This is a genomic window from Kitasatospora sp. NPDC030952, assembly GCF_055571335.1.
This window is the reverse complement of sequence record NZ_JBVIFM010000004.1, coordinates 367886-392293: the sequence shown is the minus strand read 5'-3', so window position 1 is coordinate 392293 and position 24408 is coordinate 367886. Positions and strand designations below refer to the sequence as shown.

General features: G+C 74.0%; 24 protein-coding genes. 9 read left to right on the top strand and 15 right to left on the bottom strand.

Annotated features, from left to right (window positions below; translation table 11 throughout):
* Positions 1–241 precede the first annotated feature (241 nt).
* Positions 242–379 (top strand): hypothetical protein, encoded by a 138-nt coding sequence (locus tag ACZ47G_RS11430; protein WP_465741338.1) that lies wholly within the window; start codon positions 242–244, stop codon positions 377–379.
* 260 nt (positions 380–639) lie between these two features.
* Here the strand turns inward: ACZ47G_RS11430 and ACZ47G_RS11425 are convergent, their stop codons facing one another.
* The 6 genes from ACZ47G_RS11425 to ACZ47G_RS11400 form a co-directional block, all read right to left on the bottom strand.
* Positions 640–1269 (bottom strand): DUF4937 domain-containing protein, encoded by a 630-nt coding sequence (locus ACZ47G_RS11425; protein WP_465741336.1) that lies wholly within the window; start codon positions 1267–1269, stop codon positions 640–642.
* A gap of 130 nt (positions 1270–1399) precedes the next feature.
* The gene (locus ACZ47G_RS11420; RefSeq protein WP_465741334.1) at positions 1400–2047 is read right to left on the bottom strand and encodes a GntR family transcriptional regulator; all 648 of its coding nucleotides are present in this window, start codon (positions 2045–2047) and stop codon (positions 1400–1402) included.
* Between the two features lie 113 nt (positions 2048–2160).
* Complete coding sequence (locus tag ACZ47G_RS11415; RefSeq protein ID WP_465741332.1) at positions 2161–2907, bottom strand: SDR family NAD(P)-dependent oxidoreductase; 747 nt, start codon at positions 2905–2907, stop codon at positions 2161–2163.
* A gap of 77 nt (positions 2908–2984) precedes the next feature.
* Positions 2985–4109, bottom strand: coding sequence for an ATP-NAD kinase family protein (locus tag ACZ47G_RS11410; RefSeq protein WP_465741330.1), 1125 nt, complete (start codon positions 4107–4109; stop codon positions 2985–2987).
* Entirely contained in the window at positions 4106–5698 is a 1593-nt protein-coding gene (gcvPB, locus tag ACZ47G_RS11405; protein WP_465741328.1) for an aminomethyl-transferring glycine dehydrogenase subunit GcvPB, read from the bottom strand. The genes ACZ47G_RS11410 and gcvPB overlap by 4 nt, the downstream gene beginning before the upstream one ends.
* A complete protein-coding gene (locus tag ACZ47G_RS11400) occupies positions 5695–6381 on the bottom strand; it encodes a PLP-dependent aminotransferase family protein (RefSeq protein WP_465741326.1) in 687 nt (228 codons plus the stop codon). The genes gcvPB and ACZ47G_RS11400 overlap by 4 nt, the downstream gene beginning before the upstream one ends.
* Between ACZ47G_RS11400 and ACZ47G_RS11395 the strand changes: the two genes are divergently transcribed.
* From ACZ47G_RS11395 to ACZ47G_RS11385, 3 genes are all read left to right on the top strand, one after another.
* Positions 6380–7066, top strand: coding sequence for an MGH1-like glycoside hydrolase domain-containing protein (locus ACZ47G_RS11395; protein ID WP_465741324.1), 687 nt, complete (start codon positions 6380–6382; stop codon positions 7064–7066). The genes ACZ47G_RS11400 and ACZ47G_RS11395 overlap by 2 nt on opposite strands.
* A gap of 154 nt (positions 7067–7220) precedes the next feature.
* Positions 7221–7934 carry a ribonuclease H family protein gene (locus ACZ47G_RS11390; protein ID WP_465741322.1) on the top strand — a complete coding sequence of 238 codons (714 nt, stop codon included), beginning with the start codon at positions 7221–7223 and terminating at the stop codon, positions 7932–7934.
* Positions 7935–8004: 70 nt separating this feature from the next.
* The gene (locus ACZ47G_RS11385) at positions 8005–8712 is read left to right on the top strand and encodes a hypothetical protein (protein ID WP_465741320.1); all 708 of its coding nucleotides are present in this window, start codon (positions 8005–8007) and stop codon (positions 8710–8712) included.
* Between the two features lie 66 nt (positions 8713–8778).
* Here the strand turns inward: ACZ47G_RS11385 and ACZ47G_RS11380 are convergent, their stop codons facing one another.
* The 4 genes from ACZ47G_RS11380 to ACZ47G_RS11365 form a co-directional block, all read right to left on the bottom strand.
* Positions 8779–9675 (bottom strand): carbohydrate ABC transporter permease, encoded by an 897-nt coding sequence (locus ACZ47G_RS11380; RefSeq protein WP_465741318.1) that lies wholly within the window; start codon positions 9673–9675, stop codon positions 8779–8781.
* A complete protein-coding gene (locus tag ACZ47G_RS11375) occupies positions 9662–10732 on the bottom strand; it encodes a carbohydrate ABC transporter permease (RefSeq protein ID WP_465741316.1) in 1071 nt (356 codons plus the stop codon). Before ACZ47G_RS11375 ends, ACZ47G_RS11380 begins: the two co-directional genes overlap by 14 nt.
* Complete coding sequence (locus tag ACZ47G_RS11370) at positions 10722–11975, bottom strand: extracellular solute-binding protein (RefSeq protein WP_465741314.1); 1254 nt, start codon at positions 11973–11975, stop codon at positions 10722–10724. The genes ACZ47G_RS11375 and ACZ47G_RS11370 overlap by 11 nt, the downstream gene beginning before the upstream one ends.
* An 88-nt stretch (positions 11976–12063) precedes the next feature.
* Entirely contained in the window at positions 12064–13056 is a 993-nt protein-coding gene (locus ACZ47G_RS11365) for a LacI family DNA-binding transcriptional regulator (protein WP_465741312.1), read from the bottom strand.
* Positions 13057–13237: 181 nt separating this feature from the next.
* Here ACZ47G_RS11365 and ACZ47G_RS11360 point away from each other — a divergent pair, with 181 nt between their 5' ends.
* From ACZ47G_RS11360 to ACZ47G_RS11350, 3 genes are all read left to right on the top strand, one after another.
* Positions 13238–15334 (top strand): amylo-alpha-1,6-glucosidase, encoded by a 2097-nt coding sequence (locus ACZ47G_RS11360; RefSeq protein ID WP_465741310.1) that lies wholly within the window; start codon positions 13238–13240, stop codon positions 15332–15334.
* Positions 15335–15653: 319 nt separating this feature from the next.
* Positions 15654–16448, top strand: coding sequence for a hypothetical protein (locus ACZ47G_RS11355; RefSeq protein ID WP_465741308.1), 795 nt, complete (start codon positions 15654–15656; stop codon positions 16446–16448).
* A gap of 243 nt (positions 16449–16691) precedes the next feature.
* A complete protein-coding gene (locus ACZ47G_RS11350) occupies positions 16692–17402 on the top strand; it encodes a YrzE family protein (RefSeq protein WP_465741306.1) in 711 nt (236 codons plus the stop codon).
* On the opposite strand, the gene ACZ47G_RS11345 is transcribed toward ACZ47G_RS11350, so the two are convergent.
* Both ACZ47G_RS11345 and ACZ47G_RS11340 read right to left on the bottom strand, forming a co-directional pair.
* Complete coding sequence (locus ACZ47G_RS11345; protein WP_465741304.1) at positions 17378–17941, bottom strand: amidohydrolase family protein; 564 nt, start codon at positions 17939–17941, stop codon at positions 17378–17380. The two genes, ACZ47G_RS11350 and ACZ47G_RS11345, sit on opposite strands and share 25 nt — an antisense overlap.
* A 136-nt stretch (positions 17942–18077) precedes the next feature.
* Entirely contained in the window at positions 18078–19364 is a 1287-nt protein-coding gene (locus ACZ47G_RS11340; protein WP_465741302.1) for an MFS transporter, read from the bottom strand.
* A 71-nt stretch (positions 19365–19435) separates the two neighbouring features.
* Here ACZ47G_RS11340 and ACZ47G_RS11335 point away from each other — a divergent pair, with 71 nt between their 5' ends.
* Entirely contained in the window at positions 19436–20317 is an 882-nt protein-coding gene (locus ACZ47G_RS11335; protein WP_465741300.1) for a winged helix-turn-helix transcriptional regulator, read from the top strand.
* A gap of 91 nt (positions 20318–20408) precedes the next feature.
* On the opposite strand, the gene ACZ47G_RS11330 is transcribed toward ACZ47G_RS11335, so the two are convergent.
* Both ACZ47G_RS11330 and ACZ47G_RS11325 read right to left on the bottom strand, forming a co-directional pair.
* Positions 20409–20993 (bottom strand): hypothetical protein, encoded by a 585-nt coding sequence (locus ACZ47G_RS11330; protein ID WP_465741298.1) that lies wholly within the window; start codon positions 20991–20993, stop codon positions 20409–20411.
* 110 nt (positions 20994–21103) lie between these two features.
* A complete protein-coding gene (locus ACZ47G_RS11325; RefSeq protein ID WP_465741296.1) occupies positions 21104–21790 on the bottom strand; it encodes a hypothetical protein in 687 nt (228 codons plus the stop codon).
* Positions 21791–21932: 142 nt separating this feature from the next.
* Between ACZ47G_RS11325 and ACZ47G_RS11320 the strand changes: the two genes are divergently transcribed.
* Complete coding sequence (locus tag ACZ47G_RS11320) at positions 21933–22361, top strand: DUF3592 domain-containing protein (protein ID WP_465741294.1); 429 nt, start codon at positions 21933–21935, stop codon at positions 22359–22361.
* Between the two features lie 29 nt (positions 22362–22390).
* Here ACZ47G_RS11320 and ACZ47G_RS11315 read toward each other — a convergent pair whose 3' ends face one another.
* Positions 22391–23938, bottom strand: a complete 1548-nt coding sequence (locus tag ACZ47G_RS11315) for a Na+/H+ antiporter (protein WP_465741292.1) — start codon at positions 23936–23938, stop codon at positions 22391–22393.
* Positions 23939–24408 lie beyond the last annotated feature (470 nt).

The window sequence follows — 24408 nt, the reverse complement described above, 5'->3', positions numbered from 1 at the left end:
CATCTTGATGACGTTAAGGCAACGGCGAGAATGATCACTCCTGATGCTGTAGGTGCTCAGGTGAGGCAAAAAACTCACACGAACCGACCTGGCAACGTTCCGTTGGCGATCCACCTGCGGGAACGCGCGGTCATTCGTCAATGGCCAGATCTGGTTATCCCACTGGACAGTCGCGGCGACAGCCGGTCCCAATGGAGTCACGCCATCCGCAGGCTTCGGCCTCGATGCATTGGAGATAACCATGGCCAAGAACCCGCAGCTGCCCAAGCGTTACACCCCGCCCACGGCCGCCAAGGTCGGCGACTTCAGCAAGGACACGGACGGCACCATCTACACCCTGAAGGACGCGACGACCCTGGGCTTCAAGAAGCCGCGCTGACCTCGGCTTCGCTGAACCCGGCTCGATCACGACAGCCCGCCGGCCTGGCCGGCGGGCTGTTCCGCGTTCCCGGGCCGACGGGGCGGGCGGGAATGGGGAGCGGGGGTGAAGGAAGTCGCTCGCGTGTTCGAACGACTTCGCAGGGGATGTGTACCGAGGAGTGCAATCGAATGTCCCGGCGGGATTCCGCTCGGAAACTTCGACGTGTACCGACGTACGGAATTTCGTTCCCATGGTTCGGGGCCGTCCGACCGTTGGCTTCAGGGCAGCACCCGCCAGCCGGGCTCCAGCGGCAGGACGTGCCCGATCAGCGTCTCCACGTCGGCCGGGACGTCGGCGCGGGCGCGCAGTGCGGGGAGGACGTCGGCGGCGTAGGCCGCGTGGGCCTCGGGGGAGGACCAGAGGGTGGTCACCAGGTAGCGGTCCGGGGCGAGGCGGGTGACGGCGCCCGCCAGCAGGCCACCGGCCGCCGCCATCCCGGGGGACCAGAGCTCGCGCTGGACCGTCAGGAAGTGCTCGGTGCGCCCCGGACGCAGCCGGCAGTCGGCGGCACGCAGCAGAGTGGCCTCCCGAAGGGCGTCCGAGAGCGTGGCGGCCGTACCCGGGACGGGCTGCACCACCGGGCCGGAGGCGACTTGGATCGACTCCCAACTTCCGTGCTGGGCCGCCTCGGTGGCGATGTCGTCATGGCGCTCGCGCATGAAGCGGGCGTAGCCCTCCTGATCCGCCCACAGGCCGAGCAGCAGCGCCCGCTCACCCGCCTGCGACCAGCCGCCCGCCTGCCCGACCAGCCCCGGCTGGTCCGCGATCGCCGACCAGCGGCGCTGCCCGGCGTCGAACGCCGCCCGTGCGCCGGGCCGAACCCGGCAGTCGATCCACTTCGCCCACATACGGGCCATCATGCTGCGCCGGGCGGGCCGAGGAGCAATCGGCCGTGGGTCGCGGGCGCGCTCGGACCTCGGACGTAGGGCCGGTCCGGGGCCGCCCGATGCCTCACGCCGTACGCCTCATGCCGAACGCCTAACGCGTGCCCACCAGGCGTTCCAGGATGCGTTCCATCCCGCTGGTCCAGTTGGCCTCCAGCGCGAGGACCGCCTGCTCGATGTCGCCGTCCAGCAGGCACTGGGCGATCCGTTCGTGCTCCTCGGCGGCGCGCTCCAGGATCTCGTGGTCGCCGACCACCACCCGCTCGTAGCGGTGCAGGGTGAGCTTCAGCGAGTCGATCATCTCGCGCAGCCGGGCGTTGGCGCAGCCGGAGAGCAGCAGGGCGTGCCAGGCGTCGTCGTAGCGCTCGATGGTGCCGTGCGGGGCCTGGGGCGCGGAGAAGGCGTGGGCCTCGGCGAGCAGCCGGGGGGCGATCGCGGACAGGTGGGCGGGGTCGGAGGTGCGCAGGGCGAGCGACTCCAGGGCGATCACGATGGCCGTGAGGTCGAGGAACTCCTGTCTGCCGGTGGGGGCGAAGCGGAAGCCCTTGCCGCGCTCGCTGGTGATGATGCCCTCGCGTTCCAGGCTGATCAGCGCCTCGCGCAGGGGGGTCCGGCTGACGCCCAGTTCCTCGGCGAGCTGGACCTCGTTGATCGACTCGCCGGGGGTGAACCGGCCCCGGCCGAGCTGCTCCAGCAGTTCGTCCTTCACCTGCTCGCGCAGCGGACGCCGCTCGATCGCCATCGGGCTTCCCTTCCTCGTTCGTCCCGTAGAGTACCGGCCGCCGTCCGACCCCTCGTCAGGCCGGACGCCCTCGTCAGGCCGGACGCCCTCGTCAGGCCGGACGGCACGGCCGGTCAGGCGGTTCCGGCGCCGTCGACGGGGATGACGGCGCCGCTGATGAAGGCGGCGGCGTCGCTGGCCAGGAAGGCGACGGTGCGGGCGATGTCCCCGGGCCGGCCGATCCGGCCGAGCGGGCGGTCGGCGGCGTCGGCGTAGAACGCCTCGGTGCTCTCGCCGAGTTGGCGGGCCTCCTCGGCGAGCATGCCGGTGTCGGTGTCGCCGGGGCAGACGCAGTTGACCCGGATGTTGTCCGGGCCGTGGTCGATGGCCATCGCCCGGGTCATGTTGACCACGGCGCCCTTGGAGGCGCAGTAGGAGATGGCCCGGCCGCCGCCCTTGATGCCCCAGCCGGAGCCGGTGTTGATGATGCTGCCGCCGCCGTTGGCGGCCATCAGCGGGACGACCAGTCCGCTGAGCAGCATGATCGAGCGGACGTTGACGGCCATCACCAAGTCCCAGTCCTCGTCGGTGATCTCGGTGACGGTGGAGCGGCGGATGATGCCCGCGTTGTTGAACAGCACGTCCACGCCGCCGTACCGGGCGACGGCGGTGCGCACGGCCTGCTCGCAGTCGGTGCGCCGGGAGACGTCGCAGTGGAGGAAGGTGCCGCCGGTCTCCTTGGCGGCCTGCTCGCCGCGGTCGGCGTCCCGGTCGACGAGGACGACGGCGGCGCCGAGTTCGGCGAGCAGGGCGGCGGTGGCCCGGCCGATGCCGGAGGCGGCGCCGGTGACGAGGGCGCGCTTGCCGTGGAGGTCGATCATGGGGGTGATCCTCTGCAGGGGGTCGGGCGGTCAGCGGTTCGGAAGGTCAGGAGTGAGGCGGTCAGGGAGTGCGGAGGTCAGTGAGTGAGGCGGTAGACGGCGCTGGAGTGCCGGCCGGTGATCACCCGGACGTGCCCGGAGAGGGCGTCGTCCAGCCGGGGGTCGCCGGTGTCCAGCAGCAGCGGGCGCCCCGCGAGGGCGGCGAGTTTGGCCTCGGTGGCGAGGACCAGCAGGCGTTCCCGGCCGGTGGCGCGCAGCAGTTCGGGGGTGAGCTGCTGGTTGCCGCGGCCCAGCAGGAAGCCCTGGCCGCCGATGGGGGAGAGGGCCGTCCAGGGGGTGCCGGGCAGGTCGCGCAGTTGGTCGGCGCGGGCGTCGCGGAGCAGGACCAGGGGCGGCCGGTCGGCCCGCAGCCGGAGCAGGTCGACGCCGGTGAGGCTGACTCCGGCGGCGCCGAGCGCGGTGGCGACGGCGTGGGTGGTGCTGCCGGGGCCGAGCAGCAGCAGCCCGTCGGGCCCGACCCGGTCGGCGACCTCGGCGGCGATCCCGCCGATCGTGGACGGGTCGGGGCCGCCGCTGCCGGTCTTGCGCTGCTGGACGCGGGCGGGCAGGACCGGGACGGTCAGCCGGCCGTACAGCCGGGTGTGCACCCGGCCCGCCCGCAGCGCCGCCTCGTCCCGGTCCACCACCTCGGCGGCCTCCAGCCGGGCGGCGCCGCGCGCCCAGGCGGTGGCCACCTCGGCGGCGGCGCGGGGGTGGACGGCGAAGACGCCGGAGTGCATCTTGACCCCGGCCGGGATGCCGAGCACGGGCACCCGGGGGTCCGGGCCGAGGGCGTCCAGGACGTCCCGGGCGGTGCCGTCGCCGCCGCAGAACAGCAGCAGTTCGGCGCCGGCCGCGACCAGGGCGCGCACCGCGGCGCGGGTGTCGGCGGCGCTGGTGTCCGTACTGGGCGGTCGGTGCACCACCCGCGCGGTACGGCCGGCCGCGGCGGCCGCCGCCGCGCCCATCGAGCCCGCCGCGGTGAGCAGTTCGACGCCCGTCAACTGACGTAGCGTCAGTTCGGCCCGGTGCAGGGCCTCGGGGCGGGCCCCGAGGGCGAGCGCCCGCCGCTGGACGCCGGCGCCGTCGCTGCCCTTGAGGCCGACCCGGCCGCCGAGTCCGGCGACCGGGTTGACCACCAGCCCGACCGGCGGTGCGGTCACGGCTGCGCGCCGAGGACCTTGCGGCGGTAGGCGCGCCAGCTGACGGCCCAGACCTCCGGGTCGTCCAGCGGCTCATGCCGGATCCGGTGCACGGTGGAGCGGTGCGGCGCGGTGCGGACGGTCTCCGGCTCCTCGTAGGCCTCGCGGGCGACCTCGGCGAGGATCGCCGCGTACTCGTCCAGGTCGGCGCGGGAGTAGGATTCGGTGGGCTCCAGGGTCATCGGCTCGGGGACGAGGTACGGGTGGTGGCTGGTCCAGTAGTGGGTGCCGAAGTCGGCGGCGCGGTAGCCGAGTTCCTCGCTGTGCAGGCCGGTGTCCTGGTTGAGCCGCTGCCAGCTGTAGCGGACCTGCTCGACCCGCGGCCGCCCCTCGGCGTACGGGACGCTGACGCCGCGGATCTGCTTCACCCGGTGCATCAGGTAGTTGTTGTTGAGCACGGCGGTCTCGGCGGCGGTGCGCAGGCCCTCGGCGCCGAGCGACATGATCCAGGCGTAGGCGCGCACCAGGTTGGGGACGACGCCGAGGTAGGGGCGGATCTTGCCGATCGACTCCGGCCGGTCGTCGTCCAGCCGGTACCGCTCGCCGTCGAACTCGACGGTGGGGCCCGGGAGGTGGCGGGCCAGTTCGGCGGTGACCCCGCAGGCGCCGGCCGCCGGGCCGCCGCAGGCGTGCGGGGTGGAGAAGGTCTTGTGCAGGTTGAAGTGGCACAGGTCGAAGCCGGCCTCCCGGGCCCGGGTGATGCCCAGGATGCCGTTGGCGTTGGCCTGGTCGTAGGCGCACAGGCCGCCGGCCTCGTGCACGATCCGGACGAACTCGGCGATCCGCGGGTTGTAGATGCCGGTGTCCTCGGGGTTGGTGATCAGCAGGGCGGCCGTGCGGGGGCCGACGGCGGCGCGCAGCGCCTCGATGTCGGGGTAGCCGTCGGCGTCCGGATGGAGCGTGATCACCTTGAACCCGGCGGTCTTGGCGCAGGCGGCGTTGGAGGGGTGGGAGAAGGCGGTGGTGATGATCTCGTCGCGCTGGGCGGCCTCGCCGCGGGCGGCGTGGTGGGCGCGGATCACCGAGACGTTGGTCCAGATCGCGGCGCTGCCGGCCGCGGGCTGCAGGCTGACCCGGTCCATGCCGGAGATCTCCTTGAGCAACTGCTCCAGCCGGTGGACGAGTTCGAGCACCCCCTGGACGGTGGAGGGGTCCTGGGCGGGGTGCAGGGCGGCGATCCGGGGGTCCCGGACGAAGGTGTCGTTGACCTTGGGGCTGTACTTCATGGTGCAGGTGCCCTGGCCGACGTCCACGTTGAGGTCGGCGCCCAGGTTCTCCTGGGAGAGCCGCAGGTAGTGCCGGAGCACCTGCTGCTGGCCGAGTTCGGGCAGTGCGGCCGGGGTGGTGCGGCGCAGCGCGGCGGGCAGCCGCTCGGCCGGGTCGCCGACGGCGGCGGTGACACCGGGCTCGGGCAGCGGCGGCAGTACGCCGCGCTCGCCGGGGGCGCCGAGTTCGAAGACCAGCTTCTCGTCCCAGCGGGCCTGGTGGAAGCGGCGCAGGGCGGGCTTGGGGGAGATCCGCGCGTCGGCGGCGTTCTGACGGTTCGTCACTTCATGATCTCCTCGAGCGCGTCGGCGAGCTGGTCGATGTCGGCCTGGGTGTGCAGCTCGGTGACGCAGTAGCGGCCCTCGTACGGCCCGGCCGGGGTGCCGCCGTGCAGGCCGCGGGCGAGCAGGGCGGCGGCGACCTCGGCGGCGCCGGGGCCGCCGGGGTAGCGCACGGTGAAGTCGGCGAAGTGCACCGCCTGCGGGTCGGTGAGTTCCACCCCGGGCACCCGGGCGAGGCGCTGCCGGGCGTAGGCGGTGTTGGCAAGGACGGTCTCGCCGACCTCGCGCATGCCGTGCGGGCCCATCAGGGCGAGGTAGGCCCCGGCGGCGATGCCGTGCAGGGCGGCGGCGGTGCCGACCCACTCCTTGCCCTCCTCGCGCAGCGCGAAGGAGGTGCGCTCGTACGCCACGTCGCCGAAGCCGTACTCGCCGGGCACCTCGGTCGGGGTGAGGCCGAACAGCCGGCTGGGGTACTCGGCGACCAGGCGCGGGTCGTCCGCCGAGCCGATGAAGCCCGCGTTGCCGCCGCCGTAGCTCGGGTGGATGCCGAGCGGCTGGAGGTCGCCACAGGTGAGGTCGGCCCGGGACCACCTCGGCGAGGGCCTGTGCGAGTACGGCGCCACCGTCGACCCGGCCAACGCCGCCCCCGAGGACTGCCGGCAGGCGGCGGCCTGGGAGTCCGGCATGGACAACGCCCCGCGCTTCGACGCCGCCACCGTCGTCCCCAACCGGGACGCCGGGGGCACCCTGCTCAGTTGGTCGCTCACCCAGCGCTCCGTCGACCTCAACGCCTACCTCGCCGCCGACCACCGCCACCTGGCCCTGATCGCCGCCGAACTCGGCGACCGCCCCGGCGCGCAGCGGCTGCGCACCGTGGCCGAGCGGATCGACGCCGCGATCCGTGCCACCATGTACGACCCGGCCACCGGCTGGTTCCACGACACCGACCTCGCCACCGGCGCCCGGCTGACCGCCCGCGGCCGGGGCATCGAGGGCGCCGTCCCGCTGTGGTCCGGCAGCGCCGCCCCCGCCCAGGCCCGTACGGTGCGCACCCTGCTGCTCGACCCGGCGGAGTTCGGCACCCCGATGCCCTTCCCGACCGTGGCCCGCAGCTCGCCGTCCTTCGACCCGGCCGGCTACTGGCGCGGCCTGGCCTGGCTCGACCAGACCTACTTCGCGATCGAGGGCCTGCGCCGGCACGGCTGGGACCAGGACGCCCGCCGGGCGGTGGAACGCCTGCTCGCCGCCGCCGAGGGCCTGAGCGGCGACGGGCCGGTGCGGGAGAACTACGACCCGCTGACCGGCGTGGGCCGCAACTCCACCAACTTCAGCTGGTCCGCCGCGCTGCTGCTCCCACTCCTGCGGCTCTGACGGCTTCGGCCCCGACCGGCTTCGGCCCTGACCGGCTTCGGCCCTGACCGGCTTCGGCCCTGACCGGCTTCGGCCCTGACCGGCTTCGGCCCTGACCGGCTTCGGCCCTGACCCGCTTTGGCTCCGGGCCGCCTGACCAGGCATGATCGGGGGCATGGTGGAACGACTCATTGCAGCGTGTGACGGAGCGGCCAAGGGCAACCCGGGCCCGGCGGCCTGGGCCTACGTGGTCGCGGACAGCGCCGGGGCGCCCCAGCGTTGGGAGGCCGGGCCGCTCGGTCACAGCACCAACAACATCGGCGAGCTGACGGCGCTTCAGCAGCTGCTGTCCGCCACCGACCCGGCCGTGCCGCTGGAGGTCCGGCTGGACAGCACCTACACCCGCGACTCGGTCACCAAGTGGCTCAAGGGCTGGAAGCGCAACGGCTGGAAGACGGCCGCGGGCAAGCCGGTGGCCAACCGCGAGCTGATCCAGCGGATCGACGAACTCCTGGAGGGCCGGGACGTCACCTTCGTGTACGTCCCCGCCCACCAGGTGGACGGCGACCCGCTGAACGCCATCGCCGACCAGGCCGCCAGCGACGCCGCCCGCACCCAGCAGGCCGCCGCCGGGACGGCCGCCGACCTCCCGGTGCCCGACCCGGCCGCTGCCACCAAGGCGCCCAAGGCCCGCCCCGCCCGCTCCACCGCCGCCGCCGCCGGAACCGGCACCGGCACCGGCGCCGCCAAGCGCAGCGGCACCTCGCGCACCCTGAACGCCCGCTTCCCCGGCACCTGCCCGTGCAGCCGCCCGTACGCCAAGGGCGACAAGATCACCAAGGTGGGCGCCGGCTGGGGCCACCCGGAGTGCGCCGCCGCCCACGCCTGAGCACCACCGACCGCCGCCTGAGTACGGGTACTCAGGCGGCGGCCCGGCCCGGCCGGGCACGATGGCGATCATGACGAAGCGTGTTCGCGAAGACGGGCGGGGCGGTCGGAAGGCCGTGCGGGCGGCGCTGGTGGTGGCGGTCGCGGGAGCGGCGCTCGGCACGGCCGGCTACCGCGGCGCGGTGACGGTGGCGGACGAACTCTCGCGGACCTGGTCGGGGGAGCCCTACCCGGTGGCCGACCCGGCCGCTGTCGCCGAGCACCTGGACGCCCGGACCCAGGCCGTCTACGACGCCCTGGCGCTGCCGTCGGGCGTCACGCCGGCCCCCACCCGGTCCAGGGACGACGGGATCACGGCCGACATCTACTCCTGCGACTCCCGGGGCCTGGCCCACGCCCTCGACGGCCTGACCAGCTCCGGCGCGGTGCGGCCCCGTACCGCCGTGCTCAGGGCCGGGTTCACCCTCGCCGGGGTCACGGCGGCCCAGTGGACGGATGCCCTGGGGCGCGCCCGGCAGACCCTGCCGGGGCAGGGCTGGACGGTCACCTTCGTCGACGAGTCCGCCCCGATCCCCAGTCTGGCGCTGAAGCCGCCGGGCACCGGACCGGGCGCCCTCGCCGAGACCGTCTCGGTCGACTTCAACCCGGTCGAGCACACCCTCGCGGTCGTGGCGCGCGCCGAATGCGCGGGCTACCCGGTCGACACCCCGGTGGACCGGCTGGGGGCGCCGACGGACCTGCCCGGCGTCACCGGCCCGAAGCAACTGCGCGCCGGCTGAGCACCCGATCCACCGGGCCTGTGGCTGGAGTTCGCCGACGGCCACCGCACGGGACGCGACCCCCCGTCAGCCCTTGGACGAGCCGGAGTTGGCCCCGCGCACGAAGTGCCGCTGGAAGCAGAAGAACAGCACCGCCACCGGCACCGTGGAGAGCAGCGCCGCCGCCAGCTTGAGCGGGTACTGCGTCCCGGAGCCGAGGCCGCCGGAGACGAAGTGCGCCAGACCGGTCGTCAGGGTGTCGTGCTCGCTGGACTGGGTGGAGACCAGGAAGTGGGTGAACTCGTTCCAGGAGCCCTGGAAGGAGAGCACGGTGAGCGTGATCAGCGAGGGCCGGGACATCGGCAGCACGACCGACCAGAAGATCCGGAACGTCCCGGCGCCGTCGATCCGCGCCGCCTCCTCGATCTCGCGCGGCACCGACTCGAAGAACTGCTTCATGATGAAGATCCCGGCGGCGTCGACCAGCAGCGGCAGGACCATCCCGCCGTAGGTGTCGAACATGCCGAAGCTCTTCAGCACCAGGAACTTGGGGATCAGCAGTACCACGCCCGGCACCGCCATCACCGCCAGCACGAAGCCGAACAGCAGCCGGCGGCCCGGGAACCGGAGCCGGGCCAGGGCGTAGCCCGCCATCGAGTCGAACAGCACCCGCCCGGCCGTGACCAGGACGGTCACCAGCGCGCTGTTGCCCAGCCAGCTCAGGAAGGGGACGTTCTCCACGCCCCGGGCCTGCCCGGTCAGCCGCCGGTAGGAGGCCGGGGTGCCGCCGTCCGGGAGCAGCGTCATCGGGTGGGCGGCCGCGTCCGGGTCGGTCTTGAAGCTGTTGGCCAGTTGCAGCAGGAACGGCAGTAGGTAGAGCAGGGCGAAGCCGAGCAGCGCGGCGTACCCGAGGAGGCGCAGCGGCCGGGGGAAGCGGCCGAGCACGGGCCGCTCCGGGCCGGGCGTACGGTCAGCGCGCCGCACGGCGGGCTCCCTTCGGGCGTGGCCCCGGTGCGCCGTCCCGTTCCCGCAGGGCCCACCGCTGGACGGCGGTGAACAGCAGGACCAGGCCGAGCAGGACGAACGCGATGGCCGCGCCCTGCCCGTAGTCGGCGTTGTCGAAGCCGGCGGAGTAGGACAGGTAGGCGGGGGTGAGGGTGGTGTTGCCGGGGGCGCCCTTGCCCATCACGTACACCTGGTCGAAGACCTGCCAGGTGGAGATCAGGCCGAGGGTGAGCACCAGGAACAGGACGGGCCGCAGCGCGGGCAGGGTGACGTGGCGCAGCAGTTGGCGCCGGTTGGCGCCGTCCAGGGCGGCGGCCTCCTCCAGCTCGCGCGGGACGTCCTGGAGCGCGGCCAGGAAGATCAGCATGAAGGTGCCGGAGGTGGTCCACACGGCCATCAGGATCAGGGTGCACATCGCCACCGAGGGCCCGGCGAACCACTCGGACCAGGGGAGGCCGAGCGGGCCGCCGGCCGTGGGCGCGGGCTGGTGCACGCCGAGGCGGCCGAGCAGCAGCCAGACCAGTCCGCGCGGATCGGCGAACCAGTTGGGGCCCTTGACCCCGATCCAGCCCAGCATCCGGTTGACGGCGCCGCTGCCCTGGAAGAGGAACAGGAAGACCGTGGAGACGGCGATCGAGCTGGTGACGGAGGGGAAGAAGAACACGGTGCGCAGGGCCCCGCGGCCGCGCAGCATCCGCTGGTTGAGGGTGATGGCGAGGAACAGCGCCAGCAGGGTCTGGAGCGGCACGGTCAGCAGCACGTAGTAGAGGGTGTTGCGCAGCGAGGTGGCGAACAGGGTGCGGTCCAGGCCGTCGTCGGCGAACAGCCGGCGGTAGTTGTCCAGGCCGACGAAGTCCGCGTCGCCGCTGAAGGGGTTGGACTGGCCGTCCCAGTGCAGCAGGCTGACCCAGAGCGCCATGGCGATCGGCAGCACCATGAAGAGGCCGAGGACCAGGACCATGGGGCCGGTGAACAGCCAGCCCCAGGCCCCTTCGCGCAGGCGGCGGGCGAGCCTGGCCCCGGTGTCACCGGGCATTCTTGACGGCCTGCTCGCCGTTGCGCTGGAGGGTGCCCAGGATGGTGGCCGGGTCACCGGTCCGCAGCGACTGGAGGTCGGTGTTGAACTGGCCGAGCACCTGGTTGAACCCGGCTATGGTGACCGGTGGTTGGGAGAAGGCGACGCCGTCGACCCAGGCCTTGGACTCGGGGTACTTCCGGGCGTAGGCGGCCAGTGCGCTGGTGCGCGAGGGCATCACGCCGAAGGCCTCGGCGAACTCCAACTGCTGGTCGCCCGAGGTGAGGTGCTTGACCAGGTCGACGCCGGCCGCCTGGTGGCGGCTCTTGGCGGCGATGCCCCAGCAGTTGCTGAAGGCGAGCGTGCCGGGGCCGGCCGGCCCGGCGGGCAGCGGGAGGACCTGGTACTTGACGTCCGGGTAGTCCTTGGCCATCGCGCCCTTGAGCCAGTTGCCCTCGATGGTCATCGCGGCCTTGCCCTTGCCGAGCGCCTCGCCGCCCCAGCCGGCGTCCACGTCGGCCACGTACTTGGCGGAGCCGGACTTCAGCAGGCCCTGGAGGTACTCCAGCGCCTGCTTGTTGGCGGGGCTGTCGGCGGTCATCGCGGTCTGCTCGGGGTTGGTGAGCCAGCCGCCGGACTCCTTGAGCAGGGCGCCGATCCGCTGGTAGTCGGGGGCGGTGACCAGGCCGGTCACGCCGTCCTTGGTGAGTTTGGCGGCGTCGTCGGCGAGTTGCTGCCAGCTGGTGGGGTAGTCGGCCTCGGTGAGTCCGGCCTGCTGCCACAGGGTGGTGTTGACGGCCAGGGCCAGGGTGGAGCTGTCCTTGGGCAGGCAGGTGAGCTTGCCGTCGTGGCTGAAGGCCTTGCGCAGCTGCTCGGAGAAGTCGGCGGCGTCCGGGATCCGGTCGCCGTAGGCGTACAGCGAGCCGCCCTTGGCGTAGTTGGCGAACTGGTCGGAGTTGACGTAGAAGAGGTCCGGCGGGTTGCCGCCGGCCAGGGCCTGGCCGAGCTGCTGGTTCATGTTGCCGGCGATCTGCACGGTGACGGAGTTGCCGGTCCGCTCGGCCCAGGCGGCGGTGGCGGCCTTCACCGCGGCGGTCTCGGCCTCGCCGGAGGTGGCGATCAGGACGGTCAGGCTCTGGTTCGCGCCGGAGGACTGCTTGGCCGGTGAGTCGCCGAAACCGCCCGAGGAGGAGCAGCCGGTGACGGCGCCGAGGGCGACGGCCGCGCAGACGGCGGCCGCGGCGAGGGTGCGGGAGGTGGCCATGCGGGATCTCCTTGCGAGGGTGGGAGGGGTGGTGGCAGACCTTCGGGGGAGGGCGGCGAACCTTCGGGGGAGCTTCGAGGGAGGGGCGTCACGCGCTTTCGCGGAGGACCAACTCCGGTTCCAGCAGGACGTGTTCGACGGGCCGGCCGGGGTCGCCGAGGCGCTCCAGCAGCAGCCGCATGCAGGCGTGGCCGACGACGTCCAGCGGCTGGGCGAGGGTGGACAGCGCGGGGAACAGCAGGGGGGCGATCGGGGAGTCGTCGAAGCCGATGACGGCGGCCTCCGGGCCGGGGGTTCGGCCGGCCCGGCGCAGTGCCTGGTACCAGCCGAGGGCCAGGGTGTCGCTGGCGGCGACCACGGCGGTCGCCCCGCCGGCGAGCAGCTTCGCCGCGGCCCCGGTGGCCTGTTCCGGGTCGTCCGGGCTCTCCACCCGGCGGCCCCGGGTGGAGAGGCCGAGTTCGCGCATGGCGCTCTGCCAGCCGCGGGCGCGGTCGTCGCCGACCCCGGAGCCCTTGGGCCAGCCGAGGAAGCCGATCCGGCGGTGGCCGAGCCCGGCCAGGTGCCGGACGGCGGTCGAGGTGCCGGTGGCGCCGTCCACGTCGACCCAGTCGCCGACGTCCTTGCCGGACCAGGTGCGGCCGAAGGCGACGTAGGGGACGCCGCGTTCGTGCAGCCAGCCCTGGCGGCGGTCGCCGCGGTCGGTGCCGCTGAGCACGAAGCCGTCGGCGCCGTGTTCGTCCAGCAGCTGCTGGTAGCTGGTGAGTTCGTCGTCCCCGGGGGCGACGGCGAACAGCACCACCCGGTAGCCGGCCCGGTCGGCGGCCTCGGAGAGCGAGTGCAGGAACCGGTCCAGGACCGGGGTGGGGACGCCGGTGCTGCTGGAGCGGATGCCGTAGCCGATCAGCCGGCTGGCCCTGGTCTTGAGCGCCTGGGCGGCCCGGTGCGGCCGGTAGCCGAGTTCGTCGATGGCGCGCCGGACCCGTTCCAGCGTCTGGGGGCGCAGCAGGTCGGGCGAGTTGATCGCGTTGGACACCGTCTGACGGCCCACGCCGGCCCGGGCGGCGACCATTTCGAGGGTCACGGCGGCCCCCGTCCGGGGCCGGGGCGAAGAGTGTGCATGCATGACGGTGATCCTAGGTTCTGTCGCCACGGGGCTGGGCTTCGAAGAGCTGGGCTTGGAGCGTTCCAAGCGGGGGTTCCATCAAGCCCACCAGGGGAGTTAATGTCTTGGAACGCTCCAATGGCAGAAAGGTTGCGCCCGGGTGGAAGCGACTGTCAAGGCCCCGACCGAGAACGAGGAGACCATGTCAGCGATCGAGCTGCAGCCGTTCCTGCACGACGCCAGGCTCTCCGTGGCCGCCCCCAGCTTCTGCGCCGCCCGCCCCGACGGCCGGATCGCGGAGGGCGCGGACGGCTTCTACCACGGCGACCGCCGCATCCTCTCCCGGCTGGAGGTCGGCGCCCGCGGCGTCCCCAACGCCCCGGTCGCCACCGTCGACGGCCCGGACGGCCGCACCGCCTTCGTCACCGTGCTGCGCGGCCTCGCCGAGGAGACCGCCGACCCGGCCACCACGCTGGAACGCCGCCGCGAACTCCACCCCGGCCGCCTGGTCGAGCGCTACACCCTCCACAACGCCGGCGGCCGCCCCGCCCGGCTGCGCCTGGAGATCCGCGCCGAGAGCGACCTCGCCACCATGGACACCGTCAAGGCCGGCCGCTCCGGCACCCCGCTCAAGCCCTGCGGCGGCGACACCGACGGCCTGCGCTGGACCGACGGCCCGCTCACCGCCGCCCTCACCCTCACCCCCGCACCCCACCACCACGACCCCGCCACCGGCACCCTCGGCTACGACCTCGAACTCGCCCCCGGCCAGCGCTGGCAGGCCGTCCTCACGTGCACCGCCGAACACCGCGACGGCGACCTCTTCCCCGCCGCCACCACCACCCCCTGGACCACCCCCGAGATCACCGGCCGGGACCACCACCTCGCCCACTGGCTCACCCGCGCCCACCACGACCTGCGCGGCCTGCTGCTCACCGACCCGCTGCGCCCCGACGACACCTTCCTGGGCGCCGGAGCACCCTGGTTCCTCACCCTGTTCGGCCGGGACTCGCTCTGGGCGGCCCGGATGATGCTCCCGCTCGGCACCGCCCTCGCCGCCGGCACCCTGCGCACCCTGGCCCGGCGTCAGGGCCGCGCCGTCGACCCGGCCACCGAGGAACAGCCCGGCAAGATCCTGCACGAGGTCCGCCGCGCCGAGCAGCACCTCGACACCGGCTCCCGACTCCCGCCCGGCTACTACGGCACCGCCGACGCCACCCCGCTGTGGCTCCTGCTGCTGCACGACGCCTGGCGCTGGGGCCTGCCCGCCGACCAGGTCGAGGAGTTGCTGCCGAACGCCGAGGCCGCGCTCGACTGGCTGGAGCGCTACGCCGACCCGGACGGCGACGGCTTCCTGGAGTACGTCGACAGCACCGGCCGCGGCCTCTCCAACCAGGGCTGGAAGGACTCCTCGGACGGCATCCGCTTCCGCGACGGCCGGATCGCCGCCGCCCCGATCGCGCTCAGCGAGGTCCAGGCCTACGCCCACGAGGCCGCCGTCAAGACCGCCGACCTGCTGGAGGCCTTCGGCCGCCCCGGCGCCGAGCGGTGGCGGCCGTGGGCCGAGCGGCTGCGCGAGCGCTTCCGCGACCGGTTCTGGGCGCAGGACGCGGACGGCCGCTACCCGGTGGTCGCCCTCGACCGCGACAAGCACCCCGTCGACTCGGTCACCTCCAACCTCGGCCACCTGCTCGGCACCGGCCTGCTGGACGCCGAGGAGAGCGCGCTGGTGGCGCGCCGGCTCACCGCCCCCGGCCTGGACAGCGGCTTCGGCCTGCGCACCCTGGACGCCGCCACGGTCGGCTTCAACCCGCTGGGCTACCACACCGGTTCGGTCTGGCCGCACGACAGCGCCATCGCCGTGCACGGCCTGGCCCGGGCCGGATTGCACGGGGCCGCCGCGCCGCTGGCCGCCGGACTGGTGCGCGCCGCCGCCGCCTTCGACCACCGGCTGCCCGAGCTGTACGCGGGCTACCCGCGGGACCGCTACGCCCGTCCCGTCCCGTACCCGGCCTCCTGCCGCCCCCAGGCCTGGGCCGCCGCGGCGGCCGTGCTGGTGCTGCAGGCGCTGCTCGGCCTGGACGCGGACGCCCCCAACCGCCGGCTGTCGGTCCGGGACCGGCTCCCGGCCGGGTACGAGTCGCTGCGCATCCGCGGGCTGACGGTGGCCGGGCTGACGGTCGAGGTGGAGACCGACCACACCGGAGCCGTCCGGCTGCGCGCACCGGAGGGCTTCACCGTCACCACCGTGCGCTGAACCGCGCGTCGCCGTGCGGTGGAGCGCGCGGCACGGTGCGCTGAACCGCGCGTCGCCGCGCGGTGGACCGCCCGGCACGGTGCGCTGGACCGCGCGTCATCGTGCGCCGGACCGCCCGGCCGCCGAGCCCGGGGCGAACGCGGAGGCCTGTCCGGCGGATGCTCCGTATGCCGACTCGGCCCCGCCGGTCCGCCGCCCGGCGGGGCGTCGTCCGTCCCGGCGGCGCTGGTGTTCGAAGTGTCATCACCACCTGCTAACCTCAGCCGATTTCCCGCCGCACCGAGCCGGCGGACAAGACGGGGTAAGAGGTACAGAAGACATGGCATTCCTCCGGGCCAAGCAGAAGGCCCAGGTCATCGAGAAGCTCGCGCAGGTCGCGCCTCCCGGGGAGACCTTCATCGCCTGCGTGCACGCGGAGAGCGGTCCCAGCCCGTGGCTCGCCGCCGCACTCGGTGAGATTCCGCTCGTCGGCCTGATCATCGTGCTGACCCGCAGGTACTACTTCCTGACGCTCACCAACAGCCACGTGGTGGTCAACTCGGCCAACCGCTGGAACAACCGCCCCGGCGACGTGGTCGCGGCCTACCCGCGGCACGCCTTCCCGGTCAGCCGGGTCAAGCGGGCGAGCATCTGGAGCTCGATGTACCTCCAGATGCCGGGTGAGAGCAAGTCGGTGCGCCTGAACATCCACCGCATCTGGCGGGCCGAGATGGACCAGCTGAGCGCCGCCTTCCCGCCCGGGTCGATCGACGCGAGCTCGCAGCCCTTCGACACGCCGCAGAACCAGGGCTACCCGATGCCCGGCTACCAGACGCCCGGTCAGCCGATGGGGCAGCCGATGCCCGGCCAGCAGATGATCCAGCCGCAGCCGGGCTTCGGTGCACAGCCGGCGGCGCAGCCGTACCCGCAGCCGGCGGCGCAGCAGCCCTACCCGCCGCAGCAGGGGCAGCCCTACCCGTCGCGGCAGGCGCCGCAGGCCTACCCGCCGGCCCAGCCGTACCCGCCGCAGCCGGGTGCCCAGGTGCCGCCGCCGGCCCAGCCGTACCCGCCGCAGGTCCCGAACGTGTCCTACCCGGGCCAGCCGGGGCAGCAGGGCTACCCGGGCCAGCGCTGACCGCGCTCCTTCCCCGGGGCCTGTTTCCGGACTCCCGCAGACGGGAGTTCGAAGACGGGCCCCAACGGCCTCGGCCCCCTTCGTGGGGGCCGAGGCCGTTTCGGTGGCGCCGAACGCCCGTCCCGGCCACCGACGGTGGCCGTCCGGTCACCGGCTGCGGCCGGCCCCGGCTCGGCGCGCCCGGTCGGGCGGACTCTGCGAGGCTGAAGGGAGGAACCGCCTCGGACGAGGAGGCCGGCAGCCATGTCAGCGCAGAAACCGGAGCCCTCCGACCGGAAGGCCCGTGTCGCGGCACTCCGGGCCGCGGAGGCCCGGCACGCCCGGGACCGGCGATGGCTGGTCGGCGGACTGATCGGCCTGCTGGTGCTCGTCGTGATCGGCGGGATCGCCGTCGTGATCGCCACCAACCAGAGCTCCTCCAGCCCCAGTGGCGTCCCGGCCCACCCCCGGACGACCGCCGAGGGCCGCACCACCCCGCCGCCCTGGGACGCGCCCGCCGATGTCGCGGCGGCCGTCAAGGCGGCCGGGCTGCCGATGCTCGGCGCCGAGGGCACCGCCCTGCACATCCACGCCCACCTCGACGTCTACGCCGACGGGCAGCCGGTGACGGTGCCCGCACTGGTCGGCATCGACGAGGGCGCCCAGCGGATCAGCCCGCTGCACACCCATGACACCAGCGGCGTCATCCACGTCGAGTCGCCGGTGAGCGCCGACTTCACCCTGGGCCAGTTCCTGACCGAGTGGCAGGTCTCCGCCTCCGCCGACCACCTCGGCGGGCTGCGCACCGACGCCACCCACACCCTGACCGCGTACGTCGACGGCAAGCCGGTGGCCGGCGATCCGGCGGCGATCCGGCTGAACGCCCATGACGAGATCGCCCTGGTGTACGGCACGGCGGCGGAGAACGCCTCGGTCACCGTGCCGAGCGGCTACGCCTGGCCGAGCGGGCTCTGAACGGGGCGGTCGACGCGGGCAGCTCCGGCGGGGCGGGCGGCTCGGGTGGCTCGGGCACCTCGGGCGGCTCGGACACCTCGGGCGGTGAGCCGTTCCCAGTTGCGGTGGCCGATGTCGGCCTTCTGGTCCTCGGTGAAGGGCGCGTTCTCCAGGAAGGCGCGGGCCTCGCCGTTGCTGGTGTCGACGTACGGGAAGCCGCCGGGGCGGAAGCCGTAGGTGAACGGGTAGTCGGTGGAGTACAGCATCCGGTCGGTGCCCATGACCTCGGCGGTCCACCGCAGGTAGCGGGGGCTGTTGGTGCCGCTGCCCGCGACCCAGAAGTTCTGCCGCCAGTAGTCGGCGAGGGGCCGGCGCAGGCCGCCCGCCTCGGCGAAGAACCCGACGTGGTCGAGGTGGAACATGGTGAGTTCGCCCCAGTGCCCGGCGATGACCTGAAGTCCGGGAAAGCGGTCGAAGACGCCGGTGAAGATCATCCGCAGGTACTGGAGGCCGAGGTCGTAGTACCAGCCGATGCCGGGCCCGGCCAGGACCGGGCCCATGGCGCCGAGGCCGGAGTAGTACGGTCGACCAGGTGACCTGCACGGCCTCCTGAACCCACCGACCCGGTGGGCACCGTACCGGCCGCACGGTGCCCACCGGGGCGGACGCCGGACCCGCGGCCGCCCCGGCCCGACCTCAGGCGAGCTCGCGCATCCGGCGGATCGGGCCGGCCAGCAGGATCAGCGGGCTCGCCACGCTGACGACCGCGACCAGCAGCAGCGCGGTGCGCGGCCCCCAGGCGGCCGCGGCGGCGCCGGCGGCCAGGGCGCCGACCGGGATGGCGCCCCAGGAGACGAAGCGGACCGTGGCCATCACCCGGGACAGCAGCTCCGGGGGCGTCTCGGTCTGCCGGTGGGTGCGGGTGACGATGCTGGTGACCACGACCCCGGCCGAGAACCCGGCGTTGCCGAGGGCGAAGACCAGGGTGGCCCAGCCGGATCCGGCGAGCGGGAGCAGCAGGGCGAAGCCGGTGGCGACCGCCGCCGCCCACCGCAGGGCCCGGGCGCTGCCGAACCGGGTGACCAGCCGGGGCGTGGCGGCGGCGCCGAGCAGGCTGCCGAGCCCGCCGGTGGCCATCAGGGCGCCGACGGCGGCGGCCGGGGCGTCGAGGGTGCGGATCAGGAAGACCGGGGTGAGCGTCATCAGCCCGCCGCAGACGAAGTTCACCGCGGTGGCGTCGGCGACGCAGGGCCGGATCACCGGGTGTCGGGCGACGAACCGCCAGCCCTCGCGGATCTGCTCGCGCATCCCGATGCCACCGGTCGGCCGGGCGGCGGGCGGGCCGAGCGGCGGCAGGCTGCCGAGCAAGGCGGCCGAGGCCAGGTAGCTGACGGCGTCCAGCAGCATCGAGGCCGCTCCGCCGACCAGTTGCACCAGCACGCCGCCGAGCGAGGGCCCGGCCAGGTCGGTGGCGGCGATGCTGCCGGAGACCAGGCTGTTGCGGGCGGTCAGCTGCTCCTTGGGGACGACGGCGGGCAGGAAGGTGGAGTTGCCCACGTCGAACAGGACACTGGCGAAGCCCACCAGCAGTGCCACCACGACCAGTTGGGGCAGCCCCAGGACACCGAGCGCGGCCGACAGCGGCACCGAGGCGACGGCGGCGGCGCGGATCAGGTCCATCGCGACCTGGGTGCCGCGCAGCGGGAGCCGCTGGACGAGCACGCCGGCGGGGAGGCCGATCAGCAGCCAGGCGACGTAGGCGGCGCCGGTGATCAGGCCGACCTGGAAGGCCGAGGCGTGCAGGGTGACGACCGCTATCAGCGGCAGGGCCACCGTCGTGACCTGGTCGCCGAGCCGGCTGACCGTGGAGGCGCTCCAGTAGCGCCAGAAGGCCGTCGCCCCGCCGCCGCCCGCCCCGCCGCCGCGTCCCCGACCGCCGTCCGGGTCCATCGTTCTCGCCCCGCCCACCGTCTGCGTCGTCACGTCCACCCCTTCGCGTCACCGGTCGCGAGACCGAGTGAGTTCCTTTTGGGAACTCACTATAATGGGTGATCATGCGGCACACGGAAGCGGCTGACCCCGACTGCGCGATCTCCCAGGCCCTGACCGTGGTCGGGGACACCTGGACCCTGCTCCTGATCAGGGACGTCGCCGGCGGCATCCACCAGTTCGACGCCTTGCAGAACGCGCTCGGCATCAGCCGCAAGGTGCTCACCGAGCGCCTCAAGGCGCTGGTCGCCGACGGCGTCCTGGAGAAGCGGCTCTACCACCCGCACCCGCCGCGCTACGAGTACCACCTGACCGAGCGCGGCCGCGGACTGCTGCCGGTGCTGGTCGCCCTCCAGGACTGGGGCGGGCGCTACGTCCTGGGCGACGGCACGCTCTCCGCCACCAGCACCCCCGACTCCGCCGAGACCCGCCGGGTCACGGCCCTCACCGGCCACCGGCTGCCCGCCCTGGAACTCACCGCCGCCACCGGCGCCGCGGTCGACCCGGTCGCCACCGACCACGCCTGGACGGTGCTGTACTGCTACCCCGGCGCCTACGCGCCCGGCGGGGCCGACCACCCGCCCGGCTGGGGCGACATCCCCGGCGCGCCCGGCTGCACCCTGGAGTCCTGCACCTACCGCGACCGGATGGGCGAGTTCGCCGCCCGCGACACCGCCGTCTACGGCGTCAGCACCCAACGCCCGGACCAACTGGCCGCGTTCGCCGAGCACGCCCGGATCCCGTTCCCGCTGCTCTCCGACGCCGGACTCGAACTGGCCGCCGGGCTGCGGCTGCCCACCTTCCGCGCCGCCGGCGTCGAGCGCCTCAAGCGGCTCACCCTGATCCTCGACGCCGGCCGTACCGTCCGGGGTGTGCTCTACCCCGTCGCCGACCCGGCGGGTTCGGTCGAGGACGCCCTCGCCCTGCTGGACGGCCTGCGGGGCTGACAGCAGGGCTGACGGCGGCACGGACGACGACGGGTGCGCCACCGGTCGGACCGGTGGCGCACCCGTTCAACTGCCGCGGGCCGAAAGGCGGTCAGTACCGCGAGGCGATCACGAACCAGCCGACCACCATGATCAGGACGACGGCGATGATCGCCGCCGTCGTCGGCGTGAGCCGGTCCCGGAGCTGCCGGGCCGGCCGGACGCGCTGCGCCTCCTCGGTGCACGACTCCCACCAGTCGCGCACCCGCTCGACGTTCACGTCGAAGTCCTCGGCCGGGTACAGCGGGCTCCAGGCCAGGCCCGGCAGCGAGCGCCGGCGCCCGCTCGTGGTGAAGATCCGCGCCGCCCGGGCCGTCCCCCCGCTGCCGGCCACGCTGTTGAGCGGGGTCTCGCGGACGTCGACCCAGCGGATCTCCTGCCAGGAGTACGTCCGGCCGGCTCCGAAGCCCCAGCAGATCGTGACCCCGTCGGGCCCGACCCGGCTCCACCCCCGCCACGAGCTGTAGTAGACCGGCACGAACAGCACCACGACGGAGGCCAGCGACCAGGCCATGAACACCGGGCCGGAGCGCAGGACGCCGACCGACACCATGATGACCGCGAAGCAGATCGCGCCGATGAGGTGCGACTTGGAGGGGCGGAACAGGTCCTTGCCCCGGAACACCAGTTCGTTCACGGCGTCACGCTATCCCCGCAGGCCACGGGGGCACCAGGCGGTTTCGCGCGTTCTTGACGCCCCGGCGCGCCGGTCGGCTCCGCCGGTCGGGGTTCCCGTGCCGTCATGGGTCAGGCCTTCCGGCCGCGGAGGGTCCGATGGGCCGCGCCGAAGGTGAGGCCCATCCAGAGGACGGCCACCGCGCCCGCGACCCAGACCACGGTGGCGCTGAAGGAGAGGTCGTCGTCCAGGGTGGCCGGCGGGGCCCAACCGTCCGGGTCGGCCAGCACGGTGGTGGTCTGGCCGACGGAGTTGCGGGAGCAGCCGATGCCCTCGATGGTGCCGTGCGGCAGCGGCTGCCCGTCCTCGCGCCGGATGCCGCAGCTCCAGCTGACCTTGCCGGTCTTGTCCTTGCTGCTGTGGGCCGAGGTGATCACCACCCGGGTGTCCACCCCGCGGTGGGCGATCAGCTGGGCGCGCAGGGCGGCGGTGGGGAGCGCCAGGAGCAGCACGCCGAGCAGGACGGCGGGCCAGAGCACCCAGCCGCTGGGGCGGATCAGCATCACCCCGATCACGGCCGCCATCAGCACCACGACGGCGACGATCGTGCAGGGCGCCTGGTAGTCCGGGTTGGTGGCCACCGCGAGCAGCCCGAGGATCAGCAGCGGGGCGAGCAGCCCGGCCAGGAGCGCGGTGCGGCGCACCGTGCGCGGGGAGAGCGGTACGTCCTTGCGGGGGCGTCGCCGGGCGGCCCCGGCCGGCCTGCTGACCCCCGCGGCGAGTGGTCTCTTCTGCTTCTTGTTCGGACGCTTGGCCATGCTGTCCCCGTTCGGTGGTTCCTTCGTGCTCGCGACAGTGTGACGGCCGACCCGGCCGGCCGGAAGACCGGGGTGCCGCCCGACCTGCGGCACCGAGCGGCCGTCTTCCCAACTTCGTTGCGTGGTGGATACATTGACCGGTGTGGGAGTGGTATTCGATCTCTTCCTGCTGGTCGGGGCGGCCGTCCTGGCCGGGTTCGCCGCGGCGTTCGCCTCGGCGGGCCGGGCGGCCCGGGCGCTGCGCCGGGACGGGGTCCGCACGGTCGGCCGGGTGCGGAAGGTGCGGTGGCAGACCACCGCCGAGGGCTACGAGCGCCGGCGGGTGACGATCGAGTTCGGCCTGCCGGACGGCCGCACCGTCGAACTGCTGCGGCCCGACGAGGGCCCGGAGGGCGGCCGCTACCAGGTGGGGGACGAGGTGACGGTGCTGTACCACCCGTCCCGCCCCGGCCGGGGCCAGGCCGTCCATCCGGTGCGCCGGTTCCCGCCGCCCCCGGGGGAGTTCGGGCTGGCGCTGCTCTCGCTGGCCTGTGCGCTGGGCGCGGCGGGCCTGCTGGTGCTGATGTTCTGACCGTCCGCCGGGCCCGTCCGGTCCGGAGGTCAGGGCCGCCCCAGGGCCGCCTGCTCCAGGTCGAGGTCGCGCTGGAGCAGCCGCAGCGTGGTGTCGCTGATCCGGTGCTCCTCGTAGAGCCGGTGCAGCCGGTCGTTCTGGACGGCGATGACCTCGTGCCGCAGCTGGCGGTAGGCGCCGTCGGCGGTGGTGCCGTCGGGGGCCTCCGGGGTGCGGTCGAGCCGGGCGGTGAGGGCGCGGCGCACCCGGTCGACGGCGGTCCCGGGGACGGCCTCCAGCTCGGCCAGCCCGTCCACGTGCTCCAGGGCGGCGCGGTTGAGCGCGTCACGGGCGTCCGCCTCCTCGCGCGCGGTGTGCTCGGGTTCGAGGGCGAGCCCGGAGCGGTTGACCACGGCGGCGAGGGTCAGCCCCTGGACGACCAGGGTGAGCACGACGTTGGAGACGGTGAGCACCAGGACCAGCGGCCGCCCGTCGAGCCCGCCGCCGGCCTCGGTGGCGAGCGGGATGGACAGCGCGGCGGCCAGCGGCATGACGCCCCGGGTGCCGGCCCAGGTGACCACCCCGGCGACCCGCCAGGACAGCCGCCCCCGGCTGGGTTTGAAGGCCCGGGTGAGCGGCAGCGTCCACAGCACCCGGACGGCGATCAGTACCGCGGCGATCGCCGCCGACTGCAACGGCCACCAGCCGGTGGCGGCCGGCAGCTCCCGGACCAGGGTGGGCAGTTCCAGGCCGACGATCGAGAAGACGACGCTCTCCAGCAGGAACACCACCACCGCGTACACGGCGTGCAGCTGGAGCCGGATCCGGGCGTCGGTCAGCCGGTGGCCGGAGCGGCCGAGCAGCACCCCGGCGACCACCACCGAGGTGACGCCCGAGGTGTGCGCGGACTCCGCCAGCACATAGGCCGCGTACGGGGTGACCAGGGCTATCACCGTCTCCAGCACCGGGTCGGTGGTGCGGCGGCGCAGCAGCCAGACCAGACCGGCGACGGCCGCGCCGACCAGGCTGCCGCCCCCGCCGAGCAGCACGAGTTCGCCGCCCGCCGCCGGCAGGTCGACCGTGCCGCCGGCCGCCACGGCGACGCCGACGGCGACCTTGAACAGCACCAGCGAGGTGGCGTCGTTGAACAGGCTCTCGGCCTGGACCAGCACCTGGACCCGCCCCGGCAGCGCGAGCCGGCGCCCGAGCGCGGTGACCGCGACCGGGTCGGTGCTGGAGAGCACCGCGCCGAGCACGAAGGCCATCGCGGGCGGCAGCCCGGCGACGGCGACGGCCACGAAGCCGACGGCCGCGGCTGAGGCGAAGACCAGGCCGAAGGAGAGGATGGTGACCGGCCGCCACACCGTGCGCAGATCGCGCAGCGAGAGCTCCTCGGCGGAGGAGTAGAGCAGCGGCGGCAGCACCACCGCGCCGATGATCTGCGGCGGCACGTGCAGCGCGGGCACCCCGGGGACGAGCGCGACGCCGAGCCCGGCCAGCACCAGCAGGGAGGGCGCGGGCACCCGCCATCGGCGGGCGAAGGTGGCCACGCCGGTGGCCAGGACGACCAGGACGAGAACGATCCCCACGGTGTGCATCTGCAGAAACGACCCATCGCACCTTCGAGGTCGCCGAAGCCCGATCGCCGCGGTCGTCCCCCGAGCCGACCAGACTTCCCGGCACACCGCTGGTCATCTTATCGGTCCATTTGCGGGGTTCGGCAGAATATCGGCCGCCACCGACCCGCTGACCGCAGGTCAGGGACGGCCCGCGGCCCCCGCCACCGAAGGGTCGTCCCGTTCCGAACGAATTCACCGAATGCTCGCCGAAAGTCTTGCGGACCGTGCACGCACGGAAGTTCACCGCGCACTGAGCAGGTGACCTGACCTCTGGGCGGTGCGCCGGGGCCGCCCCGCCGGACGGGACGGCCCCGCCGTTCGGGGCGGCACCGGCGGACGGGCGGCACCACCTCGGTACCGGGAGGTCACGCACCAGCCGCCGCCGGCCGACAAGCCGCCGGCCCGCCGTGGACGGCCGTAGGCGGGCGTGGGGGCGGATGTGGGGCGGG